Source organism: Arthrobacter sp. efr-133-TYG-104 (genome assembly GCF_030208915.1).
Taxonomy (GTDB): Bacteria; Actinomycetota; Actinomycetes; order Actinomycetales; family Micrococcaceae; genus Arthrobacter.
Genome location: NZ_JARVTA010000002.1, coordinates 358419 through 380735, shown reverse-complemented (window position 1 = coordinate 380735; position 22317 = coordinate 358419). Strand labels below are relative to the sequence as shown.

The window sequence follows — 22317 nt, the reverse complement described above, 5'->3', positions numbered from 1 at the left end:
CGTCTCCACGGGCCGAGCGCCTGCTTGGTATCGCGTATCAAGGCTTGAGTCAGGCAGTTTCTATTCCTTAAAAACGAGTGTGATGCATGTCACATTCTGAGTACGGTTGAGTCGGCGGGAGTTCGAATCGGGAAAAACAAGTACCAATTACTCGGGAAGAGCCCGGACCTGCCTGCATAGCGTGGGGATACCGAGGTAAATCTTCTCGACGAAAGCAAGTACTATGACACCCCTTTCACTCTTAGTTCAGCGTGAGACTTCTTCGGGATTCACAGGAGCGATCACACGGGGAATGGCACTATGACCGGCGTCTCGCTTTTGGTGCCGGTCTCTGTTGCTCAGGCAGGAAGCTTTGACCTGTTTCAGGTTTTGTCTGAGTGGCGCCATTACATACCGTTGGCCGTTGCCGGCGCGGTTGTGTGGAGTCTGTGGCTTTATCGGGTGATTCTGTCCAAACGGGCGCGCCCGATCGTGAATGATTTCTCCACGACGACGTCGGTGGTTGTGCCTTCTTTCCATGAAGACCCGGACATTCTGATGCGATGCTTGGATACTTGGCTTGCGGAGGACCCCACTGAGATCTTGATCGTCCTGGATGTCAAGGACACCGAGGCCTATGGCCGCATCACAGCGCTCGGCGACCCGAGGGTTACTCCCATCCTGTTTCGCCACGCAGGAAAGCGTTCAGCCCTCAGCCGAGGCATTCGCGAAGCGACGGGCGAAATTCTGGTACTCGTCGACTCAGATACTTCCTGGCAGGAGGGATTGCTCGCTGCCGTTCAGATGCCGTTCATCGACCCGTTCGTCGGAGGCGTTGGTACCCAGCAGAATGTGTACCAACGCACCAGCAGTGTATGGCGGCGCGTGGCGGACTGGATGATAAACCTCCGCTACTACAACTACGTCCCTGCGATGGGGGCCGCAGGTGCCGTGGCTTGCCTCTCGGGGCGCACGGCCGCGTACCGACGGGCGTTGATTATTCCGCTGCTTCCAAACCTGGAAGATGAATTCTTTCTTGGACGTCGCTGCATCTCCGGCGACGACGGGCGACTGACGTGGCTGGTCCTTGGGGCCGGATTTAAAACCGTTCATCAGTCCTCGGCCCAAGCACTTTCAATGTTCCCGAACACTCTCCGCGCCTTTATCAAACAGCGCGTCCGCTGGAGCAGGAATTCCTACCGTTGTTACCTGACAGCCGTCCATAAAGGTTGGCTTTGGCGAGTACCCTTCGTGACCAAAGTGACGGTTTTGCAGATCCTGCTAACACCAGTGACCATGGGAATCTCAGTGATCTATTTGCTGTTCAGCCGGCTGGAATTGACCGGCACCGGTATAGCCCTGGCGGTAGGTTGGCTTCTTCTTGGCCGCGGGATCCGCGGCATCTCTCACCTGGTCCGTCACCCGGGGGAGATCGTCCTGCTGCCCCTCGTGGCCCTGGTGGTCATCCTGGTGGCCCTGCCAGTGAAAGCTTATGCCTTGTTCACCATGAACAAGCAGGGTTGGCTGACAAGGGCGGAGAACCGGACCGGAGGGGACGGCCAAAGTGCGGCTACCCTCCATGTTGCGGAAACCAAGCCATGAACGCACTCTGGAGTACCTCAAAGAATCGCATGATTGCCCCCGCGGTCCTCGGGTTGGCAGCGTTTCTGATTATTGGCCCGGCAGCAGCGGCGGCCCCCACGGACAGTGGCCAGGCTGCGCCTACTCCCAGCCCCGACGCGGCTGCCGTATCTTCCGGAGCGTCTGCCCCTGTTCCACAGCCTTCTGTCGCGCCGGATCCGACGCCCTCGGTCAGTGACGGTAGCAACTATGGCGGAAACCCACAGAATGAGGCAGCACTCGTTGCCGTCGAGGCTAAACGCCTGGCCCAATTACGCACGGTATCCTCCATTGCCCGGTGGAGCGGAACCAAGCTCACGGTGCCATACCGTGTACCCTCTGCAACTGGCACCACTTTGGTGCTTCCAGCACGTACCAACGCTTACACCGTCGATGACTTGCTGTCCCTCGCCCCTCAGACATTCGTCAAGCAAGCAGATGGCAGCTTCCTGCTCAGCGAAAACATCGTGATCGAAGCAGGGGCTACTCTGTCGCTGAGTAACCCCACACCTACGATCTACCTGCTGAGCACGTCAAAAAAGTTTGTATCGATTGTGAATTCCGGTGGCACCCTTAATGTCGTCGGAACGGCCGATGTCCCTATCAGAATAGGCAGCTGGGACCCGGATTCCGGCGGCCCGCGCCTGGTCACCGATAACGGTAGATCATACGTTCGCTCCATCGGGGGGACTGTCCATATCAGCCATGCCTTGTTCCAGGATCTGGGCTTCTGGAGCGGACCGACCGGCGGTTTGTCGATGGTTGGCCAGCCCGTCACAAGTGCTGCCGGTCGAGTCCGGCCCCCGAAAATTCACGTACGGCCGCCCCGGCCGCCGCATGTCTCCAGCCACGGTACCGTCACTGTGAGGCCCAGCCCGCCGACCGCACCTGCCCCGCCCCCACTACAGCCGGGGGCGACGCTCGCCGTGCCTGACTCGGCGGCAACCAGCACGACTTCCAGCGCGGTGAGCGTCACCGTCTCGGACACCTCCATCACAGACAATGTTTACGGTCTGTTCCTGGCCAACACGTCGGGAATCAGTGTGCACAATGTTCAGGTCAAAAACAGCCGAATGGACGGTATTGTCCTCCACCGCAATGTCTCCAATGCCGCCATCATGGATACAACCGTCCGCTCGAGTGCCCTCAATGGCTTTGTAGTCTCCCGTGCCGCCAGCGATATAAGGCTCGACACCGATAAGGCCGACTCCAACGGTCGGGACGGGATATATGTTGACGGCCGTTCCCTGGCCAGCGGCCCCTCCGCTACCGGTACGGCCCTGGCCTCCTATGGCAACGACGTCGTTTACGGCAGTGACGTCGCCAACAATGGACGCTACGGCATCGAAGCACGTGGCGGGAAGGACATGACAGTCCGGGCCAATACCGTCACTGGCGGTCTGGTGGGAATCGTCGTGGACGCCTCCGCTTCAGCGGTCACTATCACCGACAATCATCTTAGCGAGCAGAAAGTACAAGGTATTGCGCTGCGTGATGGGGTTACAGCCGGGACCGTCGATAACAACAGTGTCTCTGGGGCCGCCGTCGGCATTTATCTGCGCAATGCCCAGGGAAAGGTGGAGAACAACACACTCTCTGGTATGACCAACCACGGCATCTCCGCAATTGGCCCCGACCGCATCCAGATCGATACCAACACCATCACCGGTTCCGGGCCCGAGCCCGTGGACCTCAAAAGGGCCAGCAACGCGACGGCGGTGAACACGTCGGCGGTCAGCTGGAGCACAACCAGAACACTCTGGCAAAGGCTGGTCGCTTTCTTCCAGCCCTTGACCATCATATGGACCCTATTGGCCCTGATCCTGCTCTTTACGGCGTTCTCCGGTCATCGGCACCGCGGAACAGTCAGGCACCCGTATGCTGCGCAGGCACCAATGAGCACATTCACGGACCTGGACCCCTTGATTCTGCCCCCGGAGCTTATCAACTCCACCGTTGATATGCCCTTGGCGGAGAGGGCCTCCTCATCCGGACGTCGACGGCGTTGGGCGGGAAACACCCGCCGCCAACTTGCGCGCCGAAAACTGTCCGAGCCGGCACAGGGTGAAGCCAGAGTGTCATGAATCGTCGATCAAAGCTTCCGCTGCTCCTCCTACCCGCCCTCGGCCTACTCCTGCTCGTTGGCTTGATCGTTTTCGTCGCAAGAGGGTTGCCTTCAGGAGACCAATCCAAGGCCGGGGCGACGCCTGCTCCCTCCGCGTCCAGCCATGCAGCGTTACCGGCAACGGCCTCCCCGACGGCTACAACAGCGACATCCCCGGTCACAGGTTCCACTGCGAGTAAAAACAGCAAGTCAACGGCCGAAAAGGAACCGATGAGCCAAGCCGCTATCACCGCTCGGCCCGGTCAGGGACCGCTCCCTAACGACCAGAAAATTCCTTGCCCGGCGGCGACCGTCAACGTATCGAGCTCATCCGAACTAGCGGCTGCGCTGGCCAACTCGAAGGCCGGGGACGCGATCCAAATGCATGACGGTATTTACACAGGGAACTTCGCCACCAAGAACTCGGGCACAGCTGCCAACCGGATCTACTTGTGCGGGGGACCAGGTGCAGTCATGGACGGCGGTGACACCAAAAAGGGGTACGTCTTCCACCTCGATGGAGCCAGTTACTGGGTCCTATCAGGGTTCACCGTCCGGAACGGACAGAAGGGAATTGTTACCGACTCAACTAATGGGTCGGTGATTGAGAATCTGACCGTGACCAACATCGGGGACGAGGGTATCCATCTGCGGACCAATTCGAGCAGCAACGTGGTTATCGGCAACACAGTCGGCCACACCGGCAGCAACAACGCAAAGTACGGCGAGGGCATCTACATCGGCTCGGCCGTCAGTAATTGGTGCACGTACAGCAAGTGCACGGCGGATGCCAGCAACTACAACATGATCGCCGAAAACGTCGTCTCCGACACCACAGCCGAGAACGTCGATATCAAAGAGGGAACCGTCGGAGGCGTGGTTAAAAACAACCGCTTCGACGGTACAAACATGAGCGGCGCCACCGCGTGGATCAACGTGAAGGGCAACGCGTGGACCGTTGACGGAAACGACGGGAGGAACTCTCCCAAAGACGGTTTCCAAACCCACAACATTCTTCAACAGTGGGGCGACAACAACATCTTCACCCACAACACCGGGACCGTGAACGGACCGGGCTACGGCATCGCCATGACGCCGCCAATGAACAACATCATCGCCTGTTCCAACACCCTTACCGGCGCCCAGAAAGGCACCAGCAACATCCCATGCAGCAATCCTTGATTCCCGGCAGCAGCCCCGAACCGACCAGTCACTACGAGAGGTGAAATCATGCCGCAGACCGTTCCGCCCATGGACCTGACCATTGCACGCCCAGGTGTTGTCGACCATCCGAATATCACGGTTGTCGGGACCGGATACCTTGGTGCGACGCACGCTGTTTGCATGGCTCTTCTCGGGTACGACGTTGTAGGACTCGATGTCGACCAAGCCAAGATCGACCAGCTGGCCGATGGACACCTTCCTATTTTTGAACCCGGCCTTCAGGAAAAACTCCAAGAGGTCTTGGCTTCAGGAAAGTTACGGTTTACCACCGACTTCGCGCTGGCGGCCGATCACGGTGACGTGCACTTCATCTGCGTTGGCACCCCGCAATCAAAGGGTTCAGATGCTGCGGATCTCACATTCGTTGACGCGGCCGTCACCGCGTTGGCCCGCAACCTCACCCGCAAATGCCTGATTGTGGGGAAGTCAACGGTTCCCATCAGCACGGCAGCCCGTTTGACTGCGCTCGTGCGGAACACAGCCCCAGCCGGGGAGTTGATTGAACTGGCGTGGAACCCGGAGTTTTTGCGCGAGGGTTATGCGGTGGTGGACACGCTTCAGCCGGACCGGCTCGTCTTCGGGACCGCATCGGCCTGGGCGGAGGCGCAGCTGGCCGCCTGCTACACCTCAATCATCCAGGCAGGAACTCCCGTTATTGTCACTGATCTGGCCACCGCAGAACTGGTTAAAGTAGCCGCGAACTCATTCCTGGCCACTAAGATCTCCTACATTAACGCCATGGCCGAAGTTTGCGAGGCCACAGGCGCCGACGTCGCACTTCTGGCCAAAGCCCTCTCTTATGACAGCCGAATCGGTGGCAGATTCCTCAAGCCCGGTCTCGGCTTTGGAGGCGGATGCCTTCCTAAGGACATCCGTGCCTTTGCCCACCGGGCTGAGGCCCTTGGTGTGGGGCAAGCCGTGTCCTTCCTCCGTCAAGTGGACGCGATCAATCAGCGTCGACGCCAACGCACCGTAGATCTCGTCACCGAATTAGCGGGGGGTAATGTCACCGGGGTGAAGATTGCCTGCCTCGGTGCGGCATTCAAACCAAACTCCGATGACATCCGTGACGCTCCCGCACTGGATGTGGCCACCATGCTGCATGAGGCAGGTGCGCGTGTCAGTGTCTATGACCCTGCGGCCATGCCCAACGCCCGCCGTTCCTACCCGGAACTGGAATACGCCAACTCCCTGGAGGAAGCAGTTACCGGAGCCGGAGTAGTTGCACTGCTTACCGAATGGCAGCAGTTCCGGGAAGCTGATCCGGCACGTTTGCTCCAACTGACAGGGGCCCCCTGCATCGTGGACGGCCGTCATGCCCTCGACGCGGATGCATATCAGGCGGCAGGTTGGGACTACCGCGCTCTCGGACGCCCGGCGCGTTCCGGAGCGGTTGTGTCCAGCTTCGATGAGGACTTTGCCAAAGCCAGGCTCGACGCCCAGGAAGTCGGCTGAATCAGCACCCCTCATTTGGGGATCCAAACCTGCAGACAGGACAGGAACATTGGGTACAACAGGATCAACGGAGATCGAGATGCTCGCTTACCGTGAGGCCATGAGTCTCGACGTGCCAGCTCTCATCAACGGTCTATGTGACCTACTTGGGGCCCGGCTGGTCGCTTACATCGGATCGGTGAAAGAGACCAGGGCGGTCCGGCAATGGGGGGCGAGAGAACGCGCGCCCTCCCAAGCGGTGATAAGACGATTACGTGATGCGTACCAGATCGCCCGCATGCTGACGGAAACCAACCAACCTGAGGTTGTCCAGGCGTGGTTCCAAGGCATGAACCCGGTGCTGGAGAGCACACCGCCCGCCCGCCTCCTGCGCGACAGTGAATCCGATGAAACTGCTCATCGGGTACTTCTCGCGGCGCGTAGTTTCGTTGACTGGCCTCAGCCCACGGTGGGCTCCGGTTCCTTTGAGGATGGGAAGTAATCCCGCTTATGTCTTTCTCGGCAGCGCCGGCAAGTCCAGGCGACGTTACAGAGCCTGAACAATTCCCTCAAGGGTATCCGTGAGCGTGCGATGGCGGGCAATCCGCAGGATTGTGTGTTGGCACTGGGCTCCCGGTTACGGGTCCAACTCGGGGATCGGTTTAGAATCCCGGTGGTCCCTTGCGATTACACCCCGGAGCCAGGTCAAGGCAGCTGCTTCGTCGGAGAAGTACCGGCTTGGGCACTGGGGCAGGGGTAGCCCGTGAAGTCCATGAGCCATGACACGGTCCACTGGAGTGCTGCCCAGGGTGGCGAAGGCCGTGACTGTCCGCGCTCCACTAAAGACCCGGAGCGCTTCGCGGCTGATAGCTTCGACGCCTGTAATCTCCAGGAGGATAGCGGCGCCTTTACCAGCAGTCAGGGAAAGGAAACGCTGCCGAATCAACGCTCCGACCTCCGGGGTCACCTGGACACCGGGGCGCAACACAACGCGAACAACATGCTCGTCTTCCACAAAGACCTCAGCGGGGGCTGACTTCTGCGCTTGTGGACCGGTGCACACTAAGTCGAGGTCGCGTGGGCCATCTTCTGTTGGACTCAGCATTGTCATGTGGTTCCCCTCAACGGCGCCCCCATCGACGCTGATCTAGCCGGGCAAACTCCGGGCTGTGATGTGAGCCTACTCCCAGATCACGACAATAATCGCAAGCCGGGCGTTTGGAATTCGTTAAGGCCGGGGTCGGTATGGTCCTGTCCGTGCTCCCATGGAAAGTGAGCGGCAGACAATGCGCTCATCCCCACGGAAACGGAAGATCCAGTATGGGAACAGCATCGAACCAAGCCCCCGAGGTCACCGAGATTCGCGCCTTCCTCTCGATTGACGACGACGGCGACTTCGCCTATCACCCGTCAGAAGAAGCAATGCTCGCAAGTTTTGAGTATGTGAGTGAGGCCGCGTGCATCATCGACCCGGCGGGCAACCAGTACCGCCTCAGCCTTGACTCGGCTCGTCGCCTTCGGCTCAGTCCCGGGCTGGGCAAGGTCGATGGAAGCTGGCTCAAGCAGACCTGGTTCACGGCGCTGAGGACGCACTCACTGGAGCACCGCGTCCGCCGCCTCCTGCCCGCGGATCCGGACGCCGTGCTTGCGGAATTGTTTGAAGTTCTGGCGCTGGAGCAAGGAATCCGGGAACCGGGTGCTTCGTGGCGAATCACCGCTGCGGGTGTAACGGAGATGGCCCCGACCATGGCAGACGTTGACCGGCGTATCACCGCACTGCGGCACGATGAACAGCTGCGCGTGCATGACCCCTGCGGCCATATGTATCGCCCGGAATGGCTCCACCAGCACGTCAATTCGGGTAAGCCGTTCTATGTCGAGCTGCCGGTCACGTCCCGGAGCAAGAATTAGATACCTAAGTCCGTTAGGCAGGTTTAAGCTTCAGAGTACCTGCTGGGGATGTAGCCGCCGAGGCGTAGGCCATACTCTGGCGAGGCTTCGGACGTACGGCTGTGGGAGGCAATTCATGAGCAACGGATCGGGCTTATTCAGGCGCCTTGCGGTTGCCGCGGTTGCCGCGACCAGCGCGTCGACAACCGGATGCACAGTCTATTCGCCACCGCCTCCGAATGCCTCAAGTCCATCTGCTGGCCTCACGCAGCAGGCAGTGGGTCCAGCCCTGGGCCCCACCAGCGGCCAGACTGCATCTACGGGCCAGGTTCCAACCACTGATGGCGTTCCGAGAGGTTGGCCTGATGTCGTGGCGGAAGTGGAGTCGGGGGTAGGCCAACTCAGCGTAACGACCTGCGACGGCAGCCTTTCAGGTACGGGTTTCCTGGTAGGCCCCGATCTCGTCGTCACCGCCGCGCATGTTGTCCGTGGCGCTTCGGCGATCAGTATCTCTTTCGGTGCAACATCTGTGAATGCCACCGTTCTGGGTGAGGACGACGCCGAAGATTTAGCGCTGGCGAGGACCGACCAAGCTGTGCCCGGGCATCGCTTTACGTTTAGAACGGCGGACCCTGCAATAGGAACGGACATTGCGGCTCTCGGATTCCCGCTAGGAAAACCATTCACCCTGACCCGAGGCGCGGTGAGCGCGCTGAATGCCCAACAGCAGGTGGGCAATCAGGTACTCAGGAATTTGATTCAAACTGACGCTGCCATCAACCATGGGAACAGCGGCGGCCCCTTGATTACGCAAGACGGCGAGGTTTCAGGGGTTATCGTCTCTATCGAATTCGACCAAGAGTTGAGGGCCGAAGGCATCGCCTACGCTGTGTCCGGTGTGCGCGCTGCACCTGCAGTTGAAGAATGGCGAACACGAACGGCGCCCGTGGCACTCCAGAAATGTGGCAACGCTCCCGCCCCGGGCTCCGGGACCTTTCCGCTGACCGTTTCGGCTTCTCACGAGCAAGCGCGCAGTATTGGCCAGAGTCTTTTGCTGGAAGGGCAAGCCATCAATCGTGGAGCATACGCGGCCGCGTTCAAGCAACTCACCCCTGAACTTCAAGCGACATTTGGTGGCGTCAACGCTTGGAGTGCGGGCCTGGGATCCTCCTACTGGCGGAAAGCCGACGTCGTAAATGTCACCGGCAGCGGAGACAAACTCTCGGCGGACGTTGACCTGCAAACCGTCCAAGATGCGGCGGACGGCCGGAACGGCCAAACCTGCTCCAACTGGCGGATTCGGTACGTTATGCAATGGAACGGGATTGCTTGGTTGATTGCTGGCACGTCGCTTCCGTTCGGCGATCCCACTTCCTGTTGAGAGCGTGTGGCGGGTCAAGAGGCGGCCCGGAAGCACCACGCCCGGGTTCATTGCAGCATGCTGCTGGGAGCACCCAGTACAGTTTATGAATATGCTCAGGTTCAAGTTCCGGTTGAATGTGCCCACGGGCAAGGTCTGCACAGCCTGGACCCTCGCCGCCCTGATGGTCGCTGCTGCTGTGCCGGTGGCCAGCGCGGACGACACTCCGCCGTCAGGGTATCCGTCGTGGGCCGATGTCCAGGCCGCAAAAGACAATGCGGCCGCCAAGAGCGCCGAGGTCCAGAAGATCAATGCACTTCTGGATGGCTTGGAGCAGCAGGCATCCTCACTTGGGGCTGCTGCGGTCAAAGCGGGCCTGGCCTACGCACTGGCGCGCAATAACCTTGATGTGTCAACAGCAAAGCTGAGTGCGCTGAAGGATCAGACTGACAAGGCCCACGCCGTGGCAACGAAGTTAAGGCGGCAGACAGGCGCCTTGGCCGCTCAGGACTACATGAACAGCGGAGCTAGTTTGGGGCCGCTGGTGGAACTGAACGCCCTCCAGAGCCGTGATGGGATGCAGCAATTAGGCGTCATGCAGATCGTCGCGCAGCGCACCTCCGATCTGTACAACCAAGCACAGGCTGCAGAGGCTGTCGCGTCGTCACTGGATCAGCAGCAGGCAGTCGTCCAGGCAGAGAACGAGCGGCTGGCCGCCGACGCCCAGTCGAAACTCACGGCCGCGCAGGCGGCTCAGTCGGCCGCCGAACAGAAGGTGGCGGAGGAGACCAAATACAGCGGCACGCTGGTGGATCAACTGGCGAGCCTGAATAACACCAGCGCAGCCGTCGAACAGAATTATCGTGCAGGGGTCCAGGCCGAGGCGGCCTACGAAGCCCAGCAAGAAGCCCGCCGCGCCGCCGCAGCGGCAGCCGCGCAGGCACAAGCGCAGGCGGCAGCTGCCGCACAGGCCGCTGCTGCCGCCCGGGCTGCCGCTCCCGCAGGCCCGGCGCCCGCGGTCGCCGCGCCGCCGTCGTCAGACCTCAGCCCGGTGGTATTGCTGCCCAACATTCCCCAAGGCGCCGTCAACGATCCGGGCGGGGCGCAGGCCTATGCTGCATCGCAACTGGGTGCGCACGGCTGGGGCGGCGACCAAATGAGCTGCCTACTCAAGTTGTGGAACCAGGAATCCAGTTGGATGACCAACGCGACAAACCCCTCCAGTGGGGCCTACGGCATTGCGCAGGCGCTGCCGGCGGAGAAGTATGCGTCGACTGGGCCGGACTGGCTGACGAACTACCGCACCCAGATTAACTGGGGCCTCGGATACATTGCGGGTCGCTATGGATCACCGTGCGGGGCTTGGGGCCATGAGGTTTCCAACAACTGGTACTAATTAGGGTCGGGTCCGCCCTGTGAGCGAGCTCAGCGAGGCGATAAGGCCCTCAACGCGGGCCTTGATCTCATCACGGATGGGGCGGACCGCATCGAGACCCTGCCCTGCCGGGTCTTCGAGCACCCAGTCCTCGTAGCGTTTGCCCGGAAAGTATGGGCACTCATCCCCGCAGCCCATGGTGATAACGACGTCGGACTCCCGCACAGCCTCGGTGGTGAGGACCTTGGGGATCTCGGCGGACATGTCGATGCCGAGCTCTGCCATCGCCCCGACGGCGGCGGGATTGACGTGCTCCGCGGGCTGCGAACCGGCGGAGCGGACCTCAATCGCGGCGCCTGCGAGGTTGGTCAGGAATGCTGCCGCCATTTGCGAACGGCCCGCGTTGTGGACACATACAAAGAGGACTGAGGGCTTCTTGGCGGTTTCGGGGCTCATGGTGTTTCTCCTGGTTCTGGTGCGGATGGGCCGTTTGCTAATGGGCAATATGCGGATGATGAGAGAGGCGCCCCAAGGCTGCGGGTGCCTTCTAGGCTGCGTGGAGGCGCGGGGCAAGGTCGGTGACCCGCCGGGCAATGTCCTTGAAGGCGCACTCGAATGCGGTTGGCGTGTTGGCCCGTAGGGGGTCCGGGACGGACCAGTGAACCCCTTGGGGCGAGGAGAGTTCCTCATGGGCGTTGTCGCAGACTGTGACGATGAAGTCCTGATCCGTGGCGACTTCGTCCAAGTGGCGTGGGGAGAGGCTCCTCAGGTCCAGGCCGTGCCGGCTGGCTACGTCGATGGCGCCGGGTGCAACGTGCTCAGCCGGGTGTGTGCCCGCAGAGGCGGCCGGGATGTCACTGGCCTGGCGCCAGAGGGCGGAGGCCAACTGGGAGCGGGCGCTGTTGTGTGTGCAGACAAACAGGACCCGGCCAGCCGCGTGCCGGGCTCCAGCGGTGAGTCCGGCCAGCGAGCCGGGGGTGAGGCTGATGTAGCTGCGGCGCCGGTCCGCTTCGGAGCGGTGCCGCCCGATCAGTCCGGCGCTCTCGAGGGTGCGCAGATGGTGCGAGAGCAGGTTCGAAGGGATGCTGAGTTCAGACTGCAGCTCGCTGGGGGAGTAGTCGCCGAGCGTGAGCATGTCGGCAGCGTCCTGGCGAACATGATGTTCGACGTCGGAACCTCCATCTCGAGCAAAGACCGGATAACTGCCGGGCACCTGCTCGGTGAGGTGGTCGCCACGGCCGGGCTCGTCCTGCTCATCTTCTCCCTGGCCCGTACCAATCGAGGGTTGCTCGCAGCTCCGGCCGTTGGGGCCTACATCGGCGCGGCTTACTGGTTCACGTCCTCGACCTCGTTCGCGAACCCGGCTGTGACCGTCGGGCGGATCTTCAGTGACACTTTCGCCGGTATCACCCCTGGCTCAGTCCCCGGTTTCATCCTCGCCCAGATCATCGGCGCAGCCCTCGGCCTCGGCCTGCTGCTCGTACTGTTTCCCGCAGCAGCACGTGCCGCGGACGACGTCGTTATCCCGCACCCGGCCGAAGCGAACGGCTAAGGCGCGTCTGATTTCAAGGCTTTTGCGGGCCAGGGCGCGTCCCTAGAAGACCGCGTCAGTTACGGCGGCCGTCAGTTGATGGATGACGTCGGTGCGCTCTTGTACGCTGCCCAAGTCCTCGGCCTTGGTGTAAATGACCAGGGCGTAGGTGTGGCCGTCCTTGGCGAGGATCGCGGCGTCGTGAAGTTCCCCGCCGAGCTCTCCGTACTTGTGGTAGACCGTGACGCCGGCCGGCAACGCAGCAGGGATGAGCGTTTCATCATTGGTATCCTGCATGGTGGACAGCAGCTGCGCGGTGTCTGCCGAATTCAACAGCCTTCCGGAGTACAGGCCGGCCAAGATGCGGGCCATGTCTGCCGTGGTTAGCGTGTTGTCATTCGGGTTGTACTTCACGCCCAGCGAGGCCGCGTAATCCGTGAGCTCCTGATAGCCCACAGCTTGCTCGATCAGCGACCACGAGTCGTTATCGCTTTGCTGGATCATTGCCTGCAGCTGGAACGCCGCGGAATAGGCGCCCAACTGGTCATCAAGGGACGCGGCGCCGGTCTCAACGAGGTGATAATACGCTTCGGCAGCCAAGACCTTGGCGGTGCTCGCGGCTTCGAACGGATCCTGGATCCCGTATTGATGCACCGTTTGGCCCGTGGTGGCATCCCCGGCGAGGTCAAGGAGAGCCACCCCGATCTGGTACTGGTCGTTGGCATCGATAATGCCGTTGATCTTGGCGTCCAGATCCGGACCAATGCCGTCTCCCGGCGCTGCTCCGGCCGGCGCTGCTCCGGCCGGCGCTGCTCCGGCCGGCGCTGCAGCAGCAAGGCTCGGCGGAGCGGCGGCCTGGGCGGACGCTGGCTTCTTCGTAGCGCTCGACCGGGCGGCCGACGTCGAACGGGCCTGCGCAGCCGAGTGGACACCGACGGGCACTGCGACGGCTAAGAGGGCGGCGCACGCCGCCATAATCAGCGCTCGACGGCGGCGAAAAGCACGCGATCGCAGCCCCGAGATATGACGACCGGCGGGACTCTCACGCGAATGCACGGACCAAGGCTCTTCCATAACTGGTCATGGTAACCAGGGGAGCTATGCGGGAGCTTTGTATTTGCTGTTGCTCAGCCGGAAGTTGCCCAACCAGGAGTTGCGCGCCCCGAAGTTGCCCAACCCCAGGCTGCAGCGTGGCCTCCCTAAAGGGAGGGCAGGTCTTCCGAGGCGAGCGGCAGCCGAGGGTCCAATAGGTCGTTCCCATCCGCAATCGGAACCAGCCGGGAGAGGTATTTCCCCCGCGCGGCTTCAATGAACCCGCGGAATGGGCCAGGGCACGGATGGGTCAGTTCTTAGGACCAGAAGTCGTCCAACTTGGCCGTGTCCTCCGAATACTCATGCCCTTCCGTGACTTTCCCGTCCCGCAGCACAAAAGTGATGACTGTGGGCACGTCCACGACTTTGTCGCCGTTCGCCGCTTGGGTCCGAAGGATCGAGACCGTGTGGCTATCCCCGCCCACGATGTCCTGGACTTCGGCATGGAAGCGGCCTTGGGTTCGCGACCCTAATTCACCGAAGTACGCAAATATCGCGTCCCGGCCCTGCTTCGTTCCGGACAACACATTGTTTCCGCCAACGTGCCACACCGCGTCGTCGGTAAACAGTTCTCCGAGGGCAGCCATGTCCCCGGAGTTAAAGGCCTCGAACCCCCGGCGGACGATTTCAACATTTTCTGCGTTTCCCATGACCGGACACCTTTCCTTCATCATCATTGACTGGTGGTGTTGTGACGAATTAACGGTATTCCTGCATTGCGTAAGCTGTCGATGGGAAACAAGCCGGCGTTAGACGCCGGGTGTTGATCCAGCCCTGGCCCTTCTTGAGAGGACAGCGACCAGTGCCGCGATGCACACGAGCAAACCCATACTGACAGGGCCGGTTCCCCAGGCCAGGCCGCCACGTTCCGGGGAAACAGCTGTCCAGTCAGCGAAGGACGCCCCGAGTGGCCGCGTCAGGATATAGGCACACCAGAAGGCGGGAATGGCCGACAACCAGCTCCGCCAGTAGACGACGCCGACCCCAGCGATCGCCAGTGCGAACAGGACACCGGATGCGAAGTAGCCAAGGTTCAGGCTGTACGCGGTCATGTCCCCGACGGCGGTACCAAGGGCGAACGTGGACAGCACCGTTGCCCAATAGAACGCTTCGCGGCGCACCGTGTCCACGCTGTGGATCGACAAGGTACGTTCAGACCGATACCAGAGAACAAAAACGGCGGACAGCACCACGATGAAAAACGCCACGGACAGCACATAAGGGACGCCCAAAACCACATGCACGGCATCGGCTGCCATCGTTCCGAAAACACTGACCATGACCACCGCTAGCCAGTAGATCCAGGGGACGTAGCGGCGGACGAGGAACTGGAGTAAAAGTGAGCCAACCAGCCCCACCCCGCCCAGAGCCAACGCCAATGCCGGGTCCATGCTATGGACCAAATAGTCCGACGTCGTTTCACCCATCCCGGTTGTGAGAACCTTCGCCACCCAGAACCCAGCCGTAATTTCCGGGACCTTGACTCCGGCCAAGCGGCCTGGTGTGCCGCCCCGGGCAGGAGTAATGAGTGAAGGAACGTGGCGTGCAGGAAGGCCTGACTGGGCAGAGTCGAGTGCGGTGTCCTGCGGTTGGGAATCTGTCATCCGGCGATTCTCTCGCACGATTCCAAGAATCAGCTGAGTCCGCCGGCCCGCACTGGGTTTGCGCGCGCGATAGCTGCTTGGAATCAGCGGGCTTCGGCCTGAATGCGGTCCTTGATGCTCTGCGGCATGGTGGAGCATGCATCGCCGTCACCGCGCCGATCGGCATGGTCGGCCGCCGTGTCAGTGATTCCTACGGTGGCTACGGCTGCCTGCCACCCACCCAGGCCGACCAGCTGCTTGGGAACCCAAACATTGGCAGCCCCATTCACGAGGTTCCATACTGCAGGATGCACGCCGGACCCGAGGTAGATCCCTCCATTCGGATCCCGCCGGACCAAGTCCGGCAGCGGCAGGACACCCATCAGCTGCGCCGACTGGTAGTCCGTCAAACTCCAAGGCGGTGCCCCAAAGTAGTACCAGCTGGCGGCGCACACGCCATACAGGTGGGGCCCGAATTGGGCATAGTTCAGATAGAGTTCCAAGGTTCGTTGGTGACTCAACGTGTAGCTGAATTGGGTGGCTAAAACAGCCTCAATCCCTTTTCGGAGAGCACTCTGGTCGTCCCACAGGAAGATGTTTTTTACGAGCTGCTGCGGGATGGTGGAGCCACTGGGGTCAGGCTTTCCCTGAAAATATGCCTGGGCCCTGGCCTGGAAGTCTCCGACGTCGAAAGCTCCGCTGCGGGTACCGAGCTGTTCGTCCTCGTGGGCGATGGTCGCCGCCAGCAGGCGGCGGCTCATGTGGTCGATCGAAACGAACTGATAAACGTTCGGCTCACCAGCCTCAAGCATGTATGCAGTGCGCGGCGGTGTTACACCCATGCTGAACATGAATGCAACGACTTGCACCAGAACCAGGGGCATGATCAAAACCATCAACAGCTTCAAGCGCCACTTTCGCTTGGGACGTCGGCCAGGTTGCCCGGCTGAACCGGGCGGCACCTGCTCATGAGGGGGTTCCCCAACAGGACGCGTTAACCGTTGCGGCACGGCGTCCTGTGGCGTCCGGGGCTCGGGTGATCTCCGCGGCGGAGCCGGTGGTGTGGGGATATCCATCAATCTGCCTTCGCTGGTTCGCCCGTTCCCCGTGGAGGGAAAAGGATGAGATGAGAGTCTACCGGGCCTTCCGTATGATGCGACAAAGCCGCAGCTCAGGAAGGGTTTGGTGTCTGTCGTCCTGCCCGTGGTGATGGCCTGGCGATGTTTGGCATCGCAAGTCGTTGTCCACGTTCGCGAAGGAGCTGGGCCACAAGCCTGCCGCATCCCCGAAACGGCTGAACGCTGCCGCCGTGTGGGCCAGGGTTCCGCAGGCCAGCGGTACCGGGTGTTAGGTTCAGGCTCGGCTCACGGGGGCTGCCGCAGTCGTTGCGCGACTGACCAGGTGTGGGGTGCTCACGTCGTGGCCCAGCGGCTGCCTGTTCTCGATGCGGTCCACGGCTCGGTTAACGGCGGCGGCGGCAAGCAGCTGCGCATCTTGGCTGATGGACGTCAGCTGTATGTAGCTCAGGCGCGCAAATTGGCTGTCATCGTAGCCAACCACTGAGACATCCGCGGGCACGTTCCTTCCAGCCGAACGAAGGCTCTCCATGACGCCAAGGGCTGTTCGGTCATTGAAAGCTACAACCGCGGACGGGTTGAGCGCTAGCAGACGTTGGCCGGCCGCCAACCCGTCTTCTTCACTCGGACCTCCGGAAAGGGTCAAAGGCTCCAGCCCGAGGCCGATCATCTCCGCCCTAAAGGCTTCCCGGCGCTGGTCCGCGGACACGGCGGTACCGCCGTCGACGTGGATGATGCGCCGGTGACCCAAGCTCGTGAGGTGTTCAAGGGCAAGCCGGATCCCAGCCGCGTCGTCACAGCTGACTGAATCGACATAGTCGCCCACGTCGTTGCGTAGAAGGCTGACCACCGGCACCTGATGTGCGTATCTGCCCAGATCATTCTCGTTCAAAGTGGATGCGATAAGGATGAGCGCTTCGGAACCAGCATCGAGGAGCGACTCGACAGCACGCTCCTCGGCCCGCCCACGCCCGACCGCGCTCAGGGCGACGTCGTATCCCTTCGCGGATGCTTGGGCGTAAACGGCGTCCACGATTTCACTGTGGAACGGCTGGGAAGTGGAAAATGTGAGGCCAAGGAGGCGGGTCCGGTTGCTGCGGAGCAGCCGCGCCCGGGCATCGGGCCGGTAGCCAAGTTCACCGGCAGCCTCCAGCACTCTCTGCCGGGTGGCTTCTGATGCCCCTGGCGCTCCTCGCATGACAATGGACACGAGGGCCCGTGACACGCCGGCGGCGTGGGCTACATCAACGAGGGTCGGACGTCGCTGTTCTTGGGTCATGCTTTCGGCTCCATCAAGCAATTATATAGAACGATCTAGACGCGAAGCTGGATGACATGTGAGCATGGAGCAGTCTAGAACGATCTAGCCACTGAACACCAGGAGTTGATATGACTTACGTAGAGCATCGCGTCGCTGAAGAGCTGCCCGTCCGGGTCGGCCTGATTGGTGCCGGGTGGATTGGCAATTTTCATGCTGAATCCCTGGTGCAACGCGTCCCGGGCGCTCAACTCGAGGCCATCGCAGATCCCGCCCTTTCCGCGGTGGAAGCCCTCGCGAGTCGCCTGGGTACCACAAAGATCACCACCGATGCAGCAGATGTGCTTAACGATCCACACGTCGACGCGATTTTGATCGCCGCGCCGGCGCGGTTCCATTCCGCGTTGATTGCCGAGGCGGCGAGGGCTGGGAAACACGTCTTCTGTGAGAAGCCTGGTGGCCGCACCATGGAGGAACTGGACGAAGCCCTGGCAAAATCCGAGGCTGCCGGAATTGTGCTCCAATTTGGCTTCAACCGCCGCTATAGCGCCGATTTCGCGGCCGCGCGCAAACTTATCGACGACGGCGCCGTGGGCACGCCGCAGCTTCTTCGGTCCCTGACCCGCGACCCTGGCACCGCGTCCGGAATTGCCAATCCAGAAAGGATTGCGCCGGGAACCATCTTTCTTGAAACCCTCATCCACGATTTCGACACGCTGAACTGGTTGAACCCAGGAACTGTTCCAGTGCGTGTCCACGCGGTCGCAGATGCGCTGGTTGCGCCGGAAGCCAAGGCGGGCGGCCTCCTCGATACCGCGGTCGTGACCATTACCTACAGCAATGGGGCCATCGCGGTGGCAGAAGCAAACTTCAACGCGCTGTACGGCTACGACGTGCGGGGCGAAGTTTTTGGATCGGCTGGCATGGTCGAGGCGGGCGGATCTCGGGCAACCAATACCAAGAGCTATACCTCTGCCGGCATAACCTCAGCCACCACGCGGTTGAACGTCGACCTTTTCCATGACGCCTACACTGCCGAACTCAGCCATTTCGTCCAGGCTGTCCGGTCGCGCAGGGACAACCTCGAAGCCCCGGGCGTTCACGGTCCCGGGGGAGGCGACGCGCGGAACGCGCTGGCCGTGGCCTTGGCATCCATCCGCTCGGCCGAAACCGGCCAGCCCGTCGATGTGGCCTCTATTGCCGAGTTGCGCCCGGCCGAGCCTGCCGTCCTGCGAGTGGGCGGCAACGCATGAGTTTTCGCTTAGCCGTGTGTGCCGAGATGGTCTATAACGAGCTCCCCATCATCGAACGGGTGGAAAGGATCCATGACCTCGGTTTCGAGGTCGAACTCTGGGATACCCGCCCGCGGGACGTGGCAGCGCTGGCCGCTACGGGCGCCCGATTCTCCTCAATGAGTGGCTACTACGGTGGCAGCCTCATCGACCCTGACGGCGCAGACGAGGTGGTTGCTTCGGCTGAGAAACTGATTCCCACTGCCTTGGAACTGGGCGTCGAGCGAATGGTGGTCCACCCGGCAGAACTTGGCGAAGCCGGACGCGCGGTCCGTCCGATCCACCGGCCAACCGGTGAAATGTGGCTGGCCGGACTTCGCACCCTCGAACGGCTCGCGGTCCTCGGGGCAGCACATGGCGTGACGTTCGCACTCGAGAACCTGAACACGATCGTGGATCACCCCGGCATACCGCTCGCCCGCGCCAAGGACACTATGGCCCTGGTCGCGGCTGTAGATCATCCGAACATCACAATGATGCTGGATCTGTACCACGCCCAGATCGGTGAGGGAAACCTCATCGAATTGATCATCAAGGCCCAACAGTGGGTTGGAGAAATTCAAGTTGCCGACGTCCCGGGCCGATTCGAACCCGGGACGGGGGAAATCCGGTACCCGGCTGTCGCCAAGGTATTGGCTGGCATTGGTTATGAAGGCGTCGTCGGTCTCGAAGCCGCCGCAGCAGGGGGGTCCGGAATCGAATCAAGCGATCATGCTCTCGCGGCATTCCGAACGGCGTTCACTATCTGAGGAGTTCAATCAGAGCTGACCAACAGCGAGCACAAGAACCCCCTCGAAAGAGGGGGTTCTTGTTGTTTCCGCCGGACGGCTTTGTCTGGGGCGCCCTTGAACGGCGCTAACTATCTTTGTTAGTATGTCAGGACAAAGATAGAGGAGAAGAAGCATGCCGCTAGTTCGTATTGACGTCAATGCAGGCCGCACCCAGGAGGAGTTGGGCCACCTGAGCCGAACGATCCATGATGCCATCCTGGCCGAATACGGCATCCCGGAACGCGATTATTTCCACATCATCACCGAGCATGCTGTCGGACAGATCGTTGCCCAGGATGCAGGGCTCGGCTTCGAGCGGTCCACGGGTGTGGTGATGATACAAATTTTCACCCAAGCCGGCCGGAGTGAGGCGGCCAGGCAGTCACTGTTTGCGGCCATCGCTGCAGGTCTTGTAGAAATCGGAGTCTCGGGGGCGGACGTATTCATTGGCTACGTGGAGAACGGTCCAAGTGACTGGTCGTTCGGATTTGGCCGAGCGCAGTATGCGACTGGCGAGCTGGCTGTCCCAGCGAAATGAGCCTCAATTCCGGCTTGACGCTCTTATGTCATCCCCGGGCATACCAAGTCATCTTGTAAGTATGTCAGCACAAACTTTTGACAGGACATGAACGTTGGTGCAAAGTAGTTCTTGTGGTCCCGCTCACGTGGTCCCGCCAGCACTTGCACTCAAACAGTCCTGCAAGAGTTCAGAAATAGAAAGGCCCGCGATCACCGTGACCCACGAACTTCTCACCATCGGGCGCATCAGCGTTGATATCTACCCGAATGACATCGGCGTGGACTTGGAGGATGTGCAATCCTTCGGTAAGTACCTCGGTGGCTCGCCGTCGAACGTCGCTGTTGCTGCTGCTCGGCACGGGCGCCGCGCGGGCGTCATCACCCGCACGGGAGACGACGCTTTCGGCAGATACCTGCACCGTGAACTGCATAAATTCAACGTCGACGATTCATTCGTTTTACCGGTCAAGGCATATCCCACGGCCGTGACATTCTGCGCCATCAAACCGGCCACCGACGAGTTCCCGCTTTACTTCTATGGCCGGACGCCTACGGCTCCGGACCTGCAGATCCAAGCGGAGGAGCTGCACCTTGAGGCCATCCGGGAGGCCGGGATTTTCTGGTCAACCGTCACCGGCCTGTGTCAGGAACCGTCACGTACGGCGCACCTCGCCGCTCATGAGGCACGTCCCCGAATTGGACTGAAGGAAGGCCAATTCACCATTCTGGACTTGGATTACCGGCCGATGTTCTGGGCCTCGGAAGAAGAGGCCCGCGCCGAGGTTGCCAAGATCCTCCCGCACGTCACCGTTGCAATCGGCAATGACAAGGAATGCGCAGTAGCAGTGGGGGAGGGAACGCCCGATGAACAGGCCGACCGCCTGTTGGATGCCGGAGTCGAGATTGCCGTGGTCAAGCTCGGCCCCGAAGGCGTGATGGCCAAGACCCGCACCGAGCGCGTTGTTTCCGCCCCCGTCCCGGTGCAGACCCTCAATGGCCTCGGAGCAGGTGACTCCTTCGGAGGGGCGTTCTGCCATGGCCTGCTGTCCGGCTGGCCACTTGCACAAGTGCTTGATTTCGCTAACGCCGCTGGCGCCATCGTGGCTTCCCGCCTGTCCTGCGCAGACGCAATGCCGACGCCGGATGAGGTTACGTCGCTGCTCGCTGAACGCGGCCGGCCCGTACCTGGCATCACTCTCACTGAAGGCGTCACTCTCACTGAAGGAGCGATCCGTTGAGCCGCAACGATGACCCCCGCCGCTACGAGCACTTGAGCCGGATCCGGTTGGAGGATCCGGAAGCCGTGGCACGCGCAGCCGCGACCCGGCGTCGGCATCCAGGCCTGAAGTACGGGCAGCAGAGCTTCATCGTAGCCGCTGACCACCCTGCCCGGGGCGCGCTCTCCGTCGGTTCGGAGCCAATGGCAATGGCCGATCGCCGCGACCTGCTGGACCGTTTGCAGGTGGCCCTGGCCAACCCTGCAGTTGATGGCATCCTCGCTTCGCCGGACATCATGGACGATCTCCTTCTGCTGGGGGCGTTAGAGGGCAAGCTGGTCTTCGGTTCCATGAACCGTGGCGGACTGTCGGGCCTGGTGAATGAACTTGACGACCGTTTTACCGGTCATACGGCCGCGGCACTGGAAGCTTTGGGGGCTGACGGTGGGAAGATGCTCACGCGAATCTGCCTGGGGGATCCGGACACGGTTGCCACGCTGGAGGCCACCGCCAAAGCCATTGACTCCCTCGCGGAGCGCAAGCTCATCGCCATGGTTGAGCCGTTCCTTTCCGTTCGTGATGCTCACGGCAAGGTCCGCAATGACCTCCGTGCCGATGCCGTGATCAAGTCTGTCGGCATCGCCGAGGGCCTCGGATCCACAAGTGCCTATACCTGGATGAAGCTTCCGGTGGTGAAGGACATGGAGCGCGTCATGGCTTCGACCACCCTGCCAACAGTCTTGCTGGGCGGCGATCCGGATGGCAGCCAGGACGAAGTCTTCGCTTCGTGGCAGGCGGCCCTGGCCCTGCCTGGTGTACAAGGCCTGACGGTCGGACGTACGCTGCTTTACCCGCACGACGGCGATGTGGCTGGCGCCGTAGCTACGGCCGCCTCCCTGTTGAATGACACTGCCCCTGTGCTCCCAGTCGTGGCCCAGAATGGCGCTGATGCCCGCGTTCCAGTGAAAGTATCGGAGTAAGAACAGATGTCTT

21 protein-coding genes and 1 pseudogene are annotated in these 22317 nt (G+C 61.4%); 14 read left to right on the top strand and 8 right to left on the bottom strand.

Features of this window, described 5'->3' with window-relative positions; all coding sequences use genetic code 11:
• Positions 1 to 300 precede the first annotated feature (300 nt).
• From QRN04_RS03945 to QRN04_RS03925, 5 genes are all read left to right on the top strand, one after another.
• The gene (locus tag QRN04_RS03945) at positions 301 to 1581 is read left to right on the top strand and encodes a glycosyltransferase (RefSeq protein WP_284974841.1); all 1281 of its coding nucleotides are present in this window, start codon (positions 301 to 303) and stop codon (positions 1579 to 1581) included.
• Positions 1582 to 1610: 29 nt separating this feature from the next.
• Positions 1611 to 3683, top strand: a complete 2073-nt coding sequence (locus tag QRN04_RS03940) for a right-handed parallel beta-helix repeat-containing protein (RefSeq protein WP_284974840.1) — start codon at positions 1611 to 1613, stop codon at positions 3681 to 3683.
• A complete protein-coding gene (locus QRN04_RS03935) occupies positions 3680 to 4885 on the top strand; it encodes a right-handed parallel beta-helix repeat-containing protein (RefSeq protein ID WP_284974839.1) in 1206 nt (401 codons plus the stop codon). Before QRN04_RS03940 ends, QRN04_RS03935 begins: the two co-directional genes overlap by 4 nt.
• A 48-nt stretch (positions 4886 to 4933) precedes the next feature.
• The gene (locus QRN04_RS03930; RefSeq protein WP_284974838.1) at positions 4934 to 6382 is read left to right on the top strand and encodes a UDP-glucose dehydrogenase family protein; all 1449 of its coding nucleotides are present in this window, start codon (positions 4934 to 4936) and stop codon (positions 6380 to 6382) included.
• 100 nt (positions 6383 to 6482) lie between these two features.
• A complete protein-coding gene (locus QRN04_RS03925) occupies positions 6483 to 6863 on the top strand; it encodes a hypothetical protein (RefSeq protein WP_284974837.1) in 381 nt (126 codons plus the stop codon).
• 135 nt (positions 6864 to 6998) lie between these two features.
• Here QRN04_RS03925 and QRN04_RS03920 read toward each other — a convergent pair whose 3' ends face one another.
• Complete coding sequence (locus tag QRN04_RS03920; RefSeq protein WP_284974836.1) at positions 6999 to 7472, bottom strand: DUF7793 family protein; 474 nt, start codon at positions 7470 to 7472, stop codon at positions 6999 to 7001.
• Positions 7473 to 7681: 209 nt separating this feature from the next.
• On the opposite strand from QRN04_RS03920, the gene QRN04_RS03915 reads away from it, so the two are divergent.
• From QRN04_RS03915 to QRN04_RS03905, 3 genes are all read left to right on the top strand, one after another.
• Positions 7682 to 8272: a hypothetical protein gene (locus QRN04_RS03915; protein WP_284974835.1), complete on the top strand. Its 591-nt coding sequence runs from the start codon at positions 7682 to 7684 to the stop codon at positions 8270 to 8272.
• 349 nt (positions 8273 to 8621) lie between these two features.
• Positions 8622 to 9632, top strand: coding sequence for a S1C family serine protease (locus QRN04_RS03910; RefSeq protein WP_284974834.1), 1011 nt, complete (start codon positions 8622 to 8624; stop codon positions 9630 to 9632).
• A gap of 91 nt (positions 9633 to 9723) precedes the next feature.
• Positions 9724 to 11007, top strand: a complete 1284-nt coding sequence (locus QRN04_RS03905) for a coiled-coil domain-containing protein (RefSeq protein ID WP_284974833.1) — start codon at positions 9724 to 9726, stop codon at positions 11005 to 11007.
• Here the strand turns inward: QRN04_RS03905 and QRN04_RS03900 are convergent, their stop codons facing one another.
• Together QRN04_RS03900 and QRN04_RS03895 are read right to left on the bottom strand one after the other, a co-directional pair.
• Complete coding sequence (locus QRN04_RS03900) at positions 11008 to 11442, bottom strand: arsenate reductase ArsC (protein ID WP_284974832.1); 435 nt, start codon at positions 11440 to 11442, stop codon at positions 11008 to 11010. It lies immediately after the preceding gene.
• 91 nt (positions 11443 to 11533) lie between these two features.
• On the bottom strand, positions 11534 to 12121 hold the full coding sequence (locus tag QRN04_RS03895; RefSeq protein ID WP_284974831.1) for an arsenate reductase/protein-tyrosine-phosphatase family protein: 588 nt from the start codon (positions 12119 to 12121) through the stop codon (positions 11534 to 11536).
• Positions 12122 to 12124: 3 nt separating this feature from the next.
• Between QRN04_RS03895 and QRN04_RS03890 the strand changes: the two are divergent.
• Positions 12125 to 12538: pseudogene (locus QRN04_RS03890) on the top strand (aquaporin family protein); the annotation flags it as partial.
• A 42-nt stretch (positions 12539 to 12580) separates the two neighbouring features.
• Here the strand turns inward: QRN04_RS03890 and QRN04_RS03885 are convergent.
• The 5 genes from QRN04_RS03885 to QRN04_RS03865 all read right to left on the bottom strand — a co-directional run bounded on the left by QRN04_RS03885 (position 12581) and on the right by QRN04_RS03865 (position 17547).
• Positions 12581 to 13591, bottom strand: coding sequence for a serine hydrolase (locus QRN04_RS03885; RefSeq protein WP_284974830.1), 1011 nt, complete (start codon positions 13589 to 13591; stop codon positions 12581 to 12583).
• Between the two features lie 275 nt (positions 13592 to 13866).
• On the bottom strand, positions 13867 to 14259 hold the full coding sequence (locus tag QRN04_RS03880; protein ID WP_284974829.1) for a nuclear transport factor 2 family protein: 393 nt from the start codon (positions 14257 to 14259) through the stop codon (positions 13867 to 13869).
• A 99-nt stretch (positions 14260 to 14358) separates the two neighbouring features.
• A complete protein-coding gene (locus QRN04_RS03875) occupies positions 14359 to 15213 on the bottom strand; it encodes a COG4705 family protein (protein ID WP_284974828.1) in 855 nt (284 codons plus the stop codon).
• Between the two features lie 83 nt (positions 15214 to 15296).
• Positions 15297 to 16076, bottom strand: a complete 780-nt coding sequence (locus QRN04_RS03870) for a transglycosylase domain-containing protein (RefSeq protein ID WP_284974827.1) — start codon at positions 16074 to 16076, stop codon at positions 15297 to 15299.
• Between the two features lie 469 nt (positions 16077 to 16545).
• Positions 16546 to 17547: a LacI family DNA-binding transcriptional regulator gene (locus tag QRN04_RS03865; RefSeq protein WP_284974826.1), complete on the bottom strand. Its 1002-nt coding sequence runs from the start codon at positions 17545 to 17547 to the stop codon at positions 16546 to 16548.
• 110 nt (positions 17548 to 17657) lie between these two features.
• On the opposite strand from QRN04_RS03865, the gene QRN04_RS03860 reads away from it, so the two are divergent.
• From QRN04_RS03860 to QRN04_RS03840, 5 genes are all read left to right on the top strand, one after another.
• A complete protein-coding gene (locus QRN04_RS03860) occupies positions 17658 to 18779 on the top strand; it encodes a Gfo/Idh/MocA family oxidoreductase (RefSeq protein ID WP_284974825.1) in 1122 nt (373 codons plus the stop codon).
• Positions 18776 to 19567 (top strand): TIM barrel protein, encoded by a 792-nt coding sequence (locus QRN04_RS03855; protein ID WP_284974824.1) that lies wholly within the window; start codon positions 18776 to 18778, stop codon positions 19565 to 19567. The genes QRN04_RS03860 and QRN04_RS03855 overlap by 4 nt, the downstream gene beginning before the upstream one ends.
• A gap of 154 nt (positions 19568 to 19721) precedes the next feature.
• Positions 19722 to 20126: a tautomerase family protein gene (locus QRN04_RS03850; RefSeq protein ID WP_284974823.1), complete on the top strand. Its 405-nt coding sequence runs from the start codon at positions 19722 to 19724 to the stop codon at positions 20124 to 20126.
• Positions 20127 to 20322: 196 nt separating this feature from the next.
• The gene (gene iolC / locus QRN04_RS03845; protein WP_284974822.1) at positions 20323 to 21345 is read left to right on the top strand and encodes a 5-dehydro-2-deoxygluconokinase; all 1023 of its coding nucleotides are present in this window, start codon (positions 20323 to 20325) and stop codon (positions 21343 to 21345) included.
• Positions 21342 to 22304 carry a Cgl0159 family (beta/alpha)8-fold protein gene (locus tag QRN04_RS03840; RefSeq protein ID WP_284974821.1) on the top strand — a complete coding sequence of 321 codons (963 nt, stop codon included), beginning with the start codon at positions 21342 to 21344 and terminating at the stop codon, positions 22302 to 22304. The genes iolC and QRN04_RS03840 overlap by 4 nt, the downstream gene beginning before the upstream one ends.
• The last annotated feature ends 13 nt before the right edge of the window (positions 22305 to 22317 follow it).

What these genes read in the sequence shown, in the direction of transcription:
- QRN04_RS03945 (WP_284974841.1), top strand. Translation starts at nt 301, where the DNA reads ATGACCGGCGTCTCGCTTTTGGTGCCGGTCTCTGTTGCTCAGGCAGGA.
- QRN04_RS03940 (WP_284974840.1), top strand. Translation starts at nt 1,611, where the DNA reads ATGATTGCCCCCGCGGTCCTCGGGTTGGCAGCGTTTCTGATTATTGGC.
- QRN04_RS03935 (WP_284974839.1), top strand. Translation starts at nt 3,680, where the DNA reads ATGAATCGTCGATCAAAGCTTCCGCTGCTCCTCCTACCCGCCCTCGGC.
- QRN04_RS03930 (WP_284974838.1), top strand. Translation starts at nt 4,934, where the DNA reads ATGCCGCAGACCGTTCCGCCCATGGACCTGACCATTGCACGCCCAGGT.
- QRN04_RS03925 (WP_284974837.1), top strand. Translation starts at nt 6,483, where the DNA reads ATGAGTCTCGACGTGCCAGCTCTCATCAACGGTCTATGTGACCTACTT.
- QRN04_RS03920 (WP_284974836.1), bottom strand. Translation starts at nt 7,472, where the DNA reads ATGACAATGCTGAGTCCAACAGAAGATGGCCCACGCGACCTCGACTTA.
- QRN04_RS03915 (WP_284974835.1), top strand. Translation starts at nt 7,682, where the DNA reads ATGGGAACAGCATCGAACCAAGCCCCCGAGGTCACCGAGATTCGCGCC.
- QRN04_RS03905 (WP_284974833.1), top strand. Translation starts at nt 9,724, where the DNA reads ATGCTCAGGTTCAAGTTCCGGTTGAATGTGCCCACGGGCAAGGTCTGC.
- QRN04_RS03900 (WP_284974832.1), bottom strand. Translation starts at nt 11,442, where the DNA reads ATGAGCCCCGAAACCGCCAAGAAGCCCTCAGTCCTCTTTGTATGTGTC.
- QRN04_RS03895 (WP_284974831.1), bottom strand. Translation starts at nt 12,121, where the DNA reads ATGCTCACGCTCGGCGACTACTCCCCCAGCGAGCTGCAGTCTGAACTC.
- QRN04_RS03885 (WP_284974830.1), bottom strand. Translation starts at nt 13,591, where the DNA reads ATGGAAGAGCCTTGGTCCGTGCATTCGCGTGAGAGTCCCGCCGGTCGT.
- QRN04_RS03880 (WP_284974829.1), bottom strand. Translation starts at nt 14,259, where the DNA reads ATGGGAAACGCAGAAAATGTTGAAATCGTCCGCCGGGGGTTCGAGGCC.
- QRN04_RS03875 (WP_284974828.1), bottom strand. Translation starts at nt 15,213, where the DNA reads ATGACAGATTCCCAACCGCAGGACACCGCACTCGACTCTGCCCAGTCA.
- QRN04_RS03870 (WP_284974827.1), bottom strand. Translation starts at nt 16,076, where the DNA reads ATGCCCCTGGTTCTGGTGCAAGTCGTTGCATTCATGTTCAGCATGGGT.
- QRN04_RS03865 (WP_284974826.1), bottom strand. Translation starts at nt 17,547, where the DNA reads ATGACCCAAGAACAGCGACGTCCGACCCTCGTTGATGTAGCCCACGCC.
- QRN04_RS03860 (WP_284974825.1), top strand. Translation starts at nt 17,658, where the DNA reads ATGACTTACGTAGAGCATCGCGTCGCTGAAGAGCTGCCCGTCCGGGTC.
- QRN04_RS03855 (WP_284974824.1), top strand. Translation starts at nt 18,776, where the DNA reads ATGAGTTTTCGCTTAGCCGTGTGTGCCGAGATGGTCTATAACGAGCTC.
- QRN04_RS03850 (WP_284974823.1), top strand. Translation starts at nt 19,722, where the DNA reads ATGCCGCTAGTTCGTATTGACGTCAATGCAGGCCGCACCCAGGAGGAG.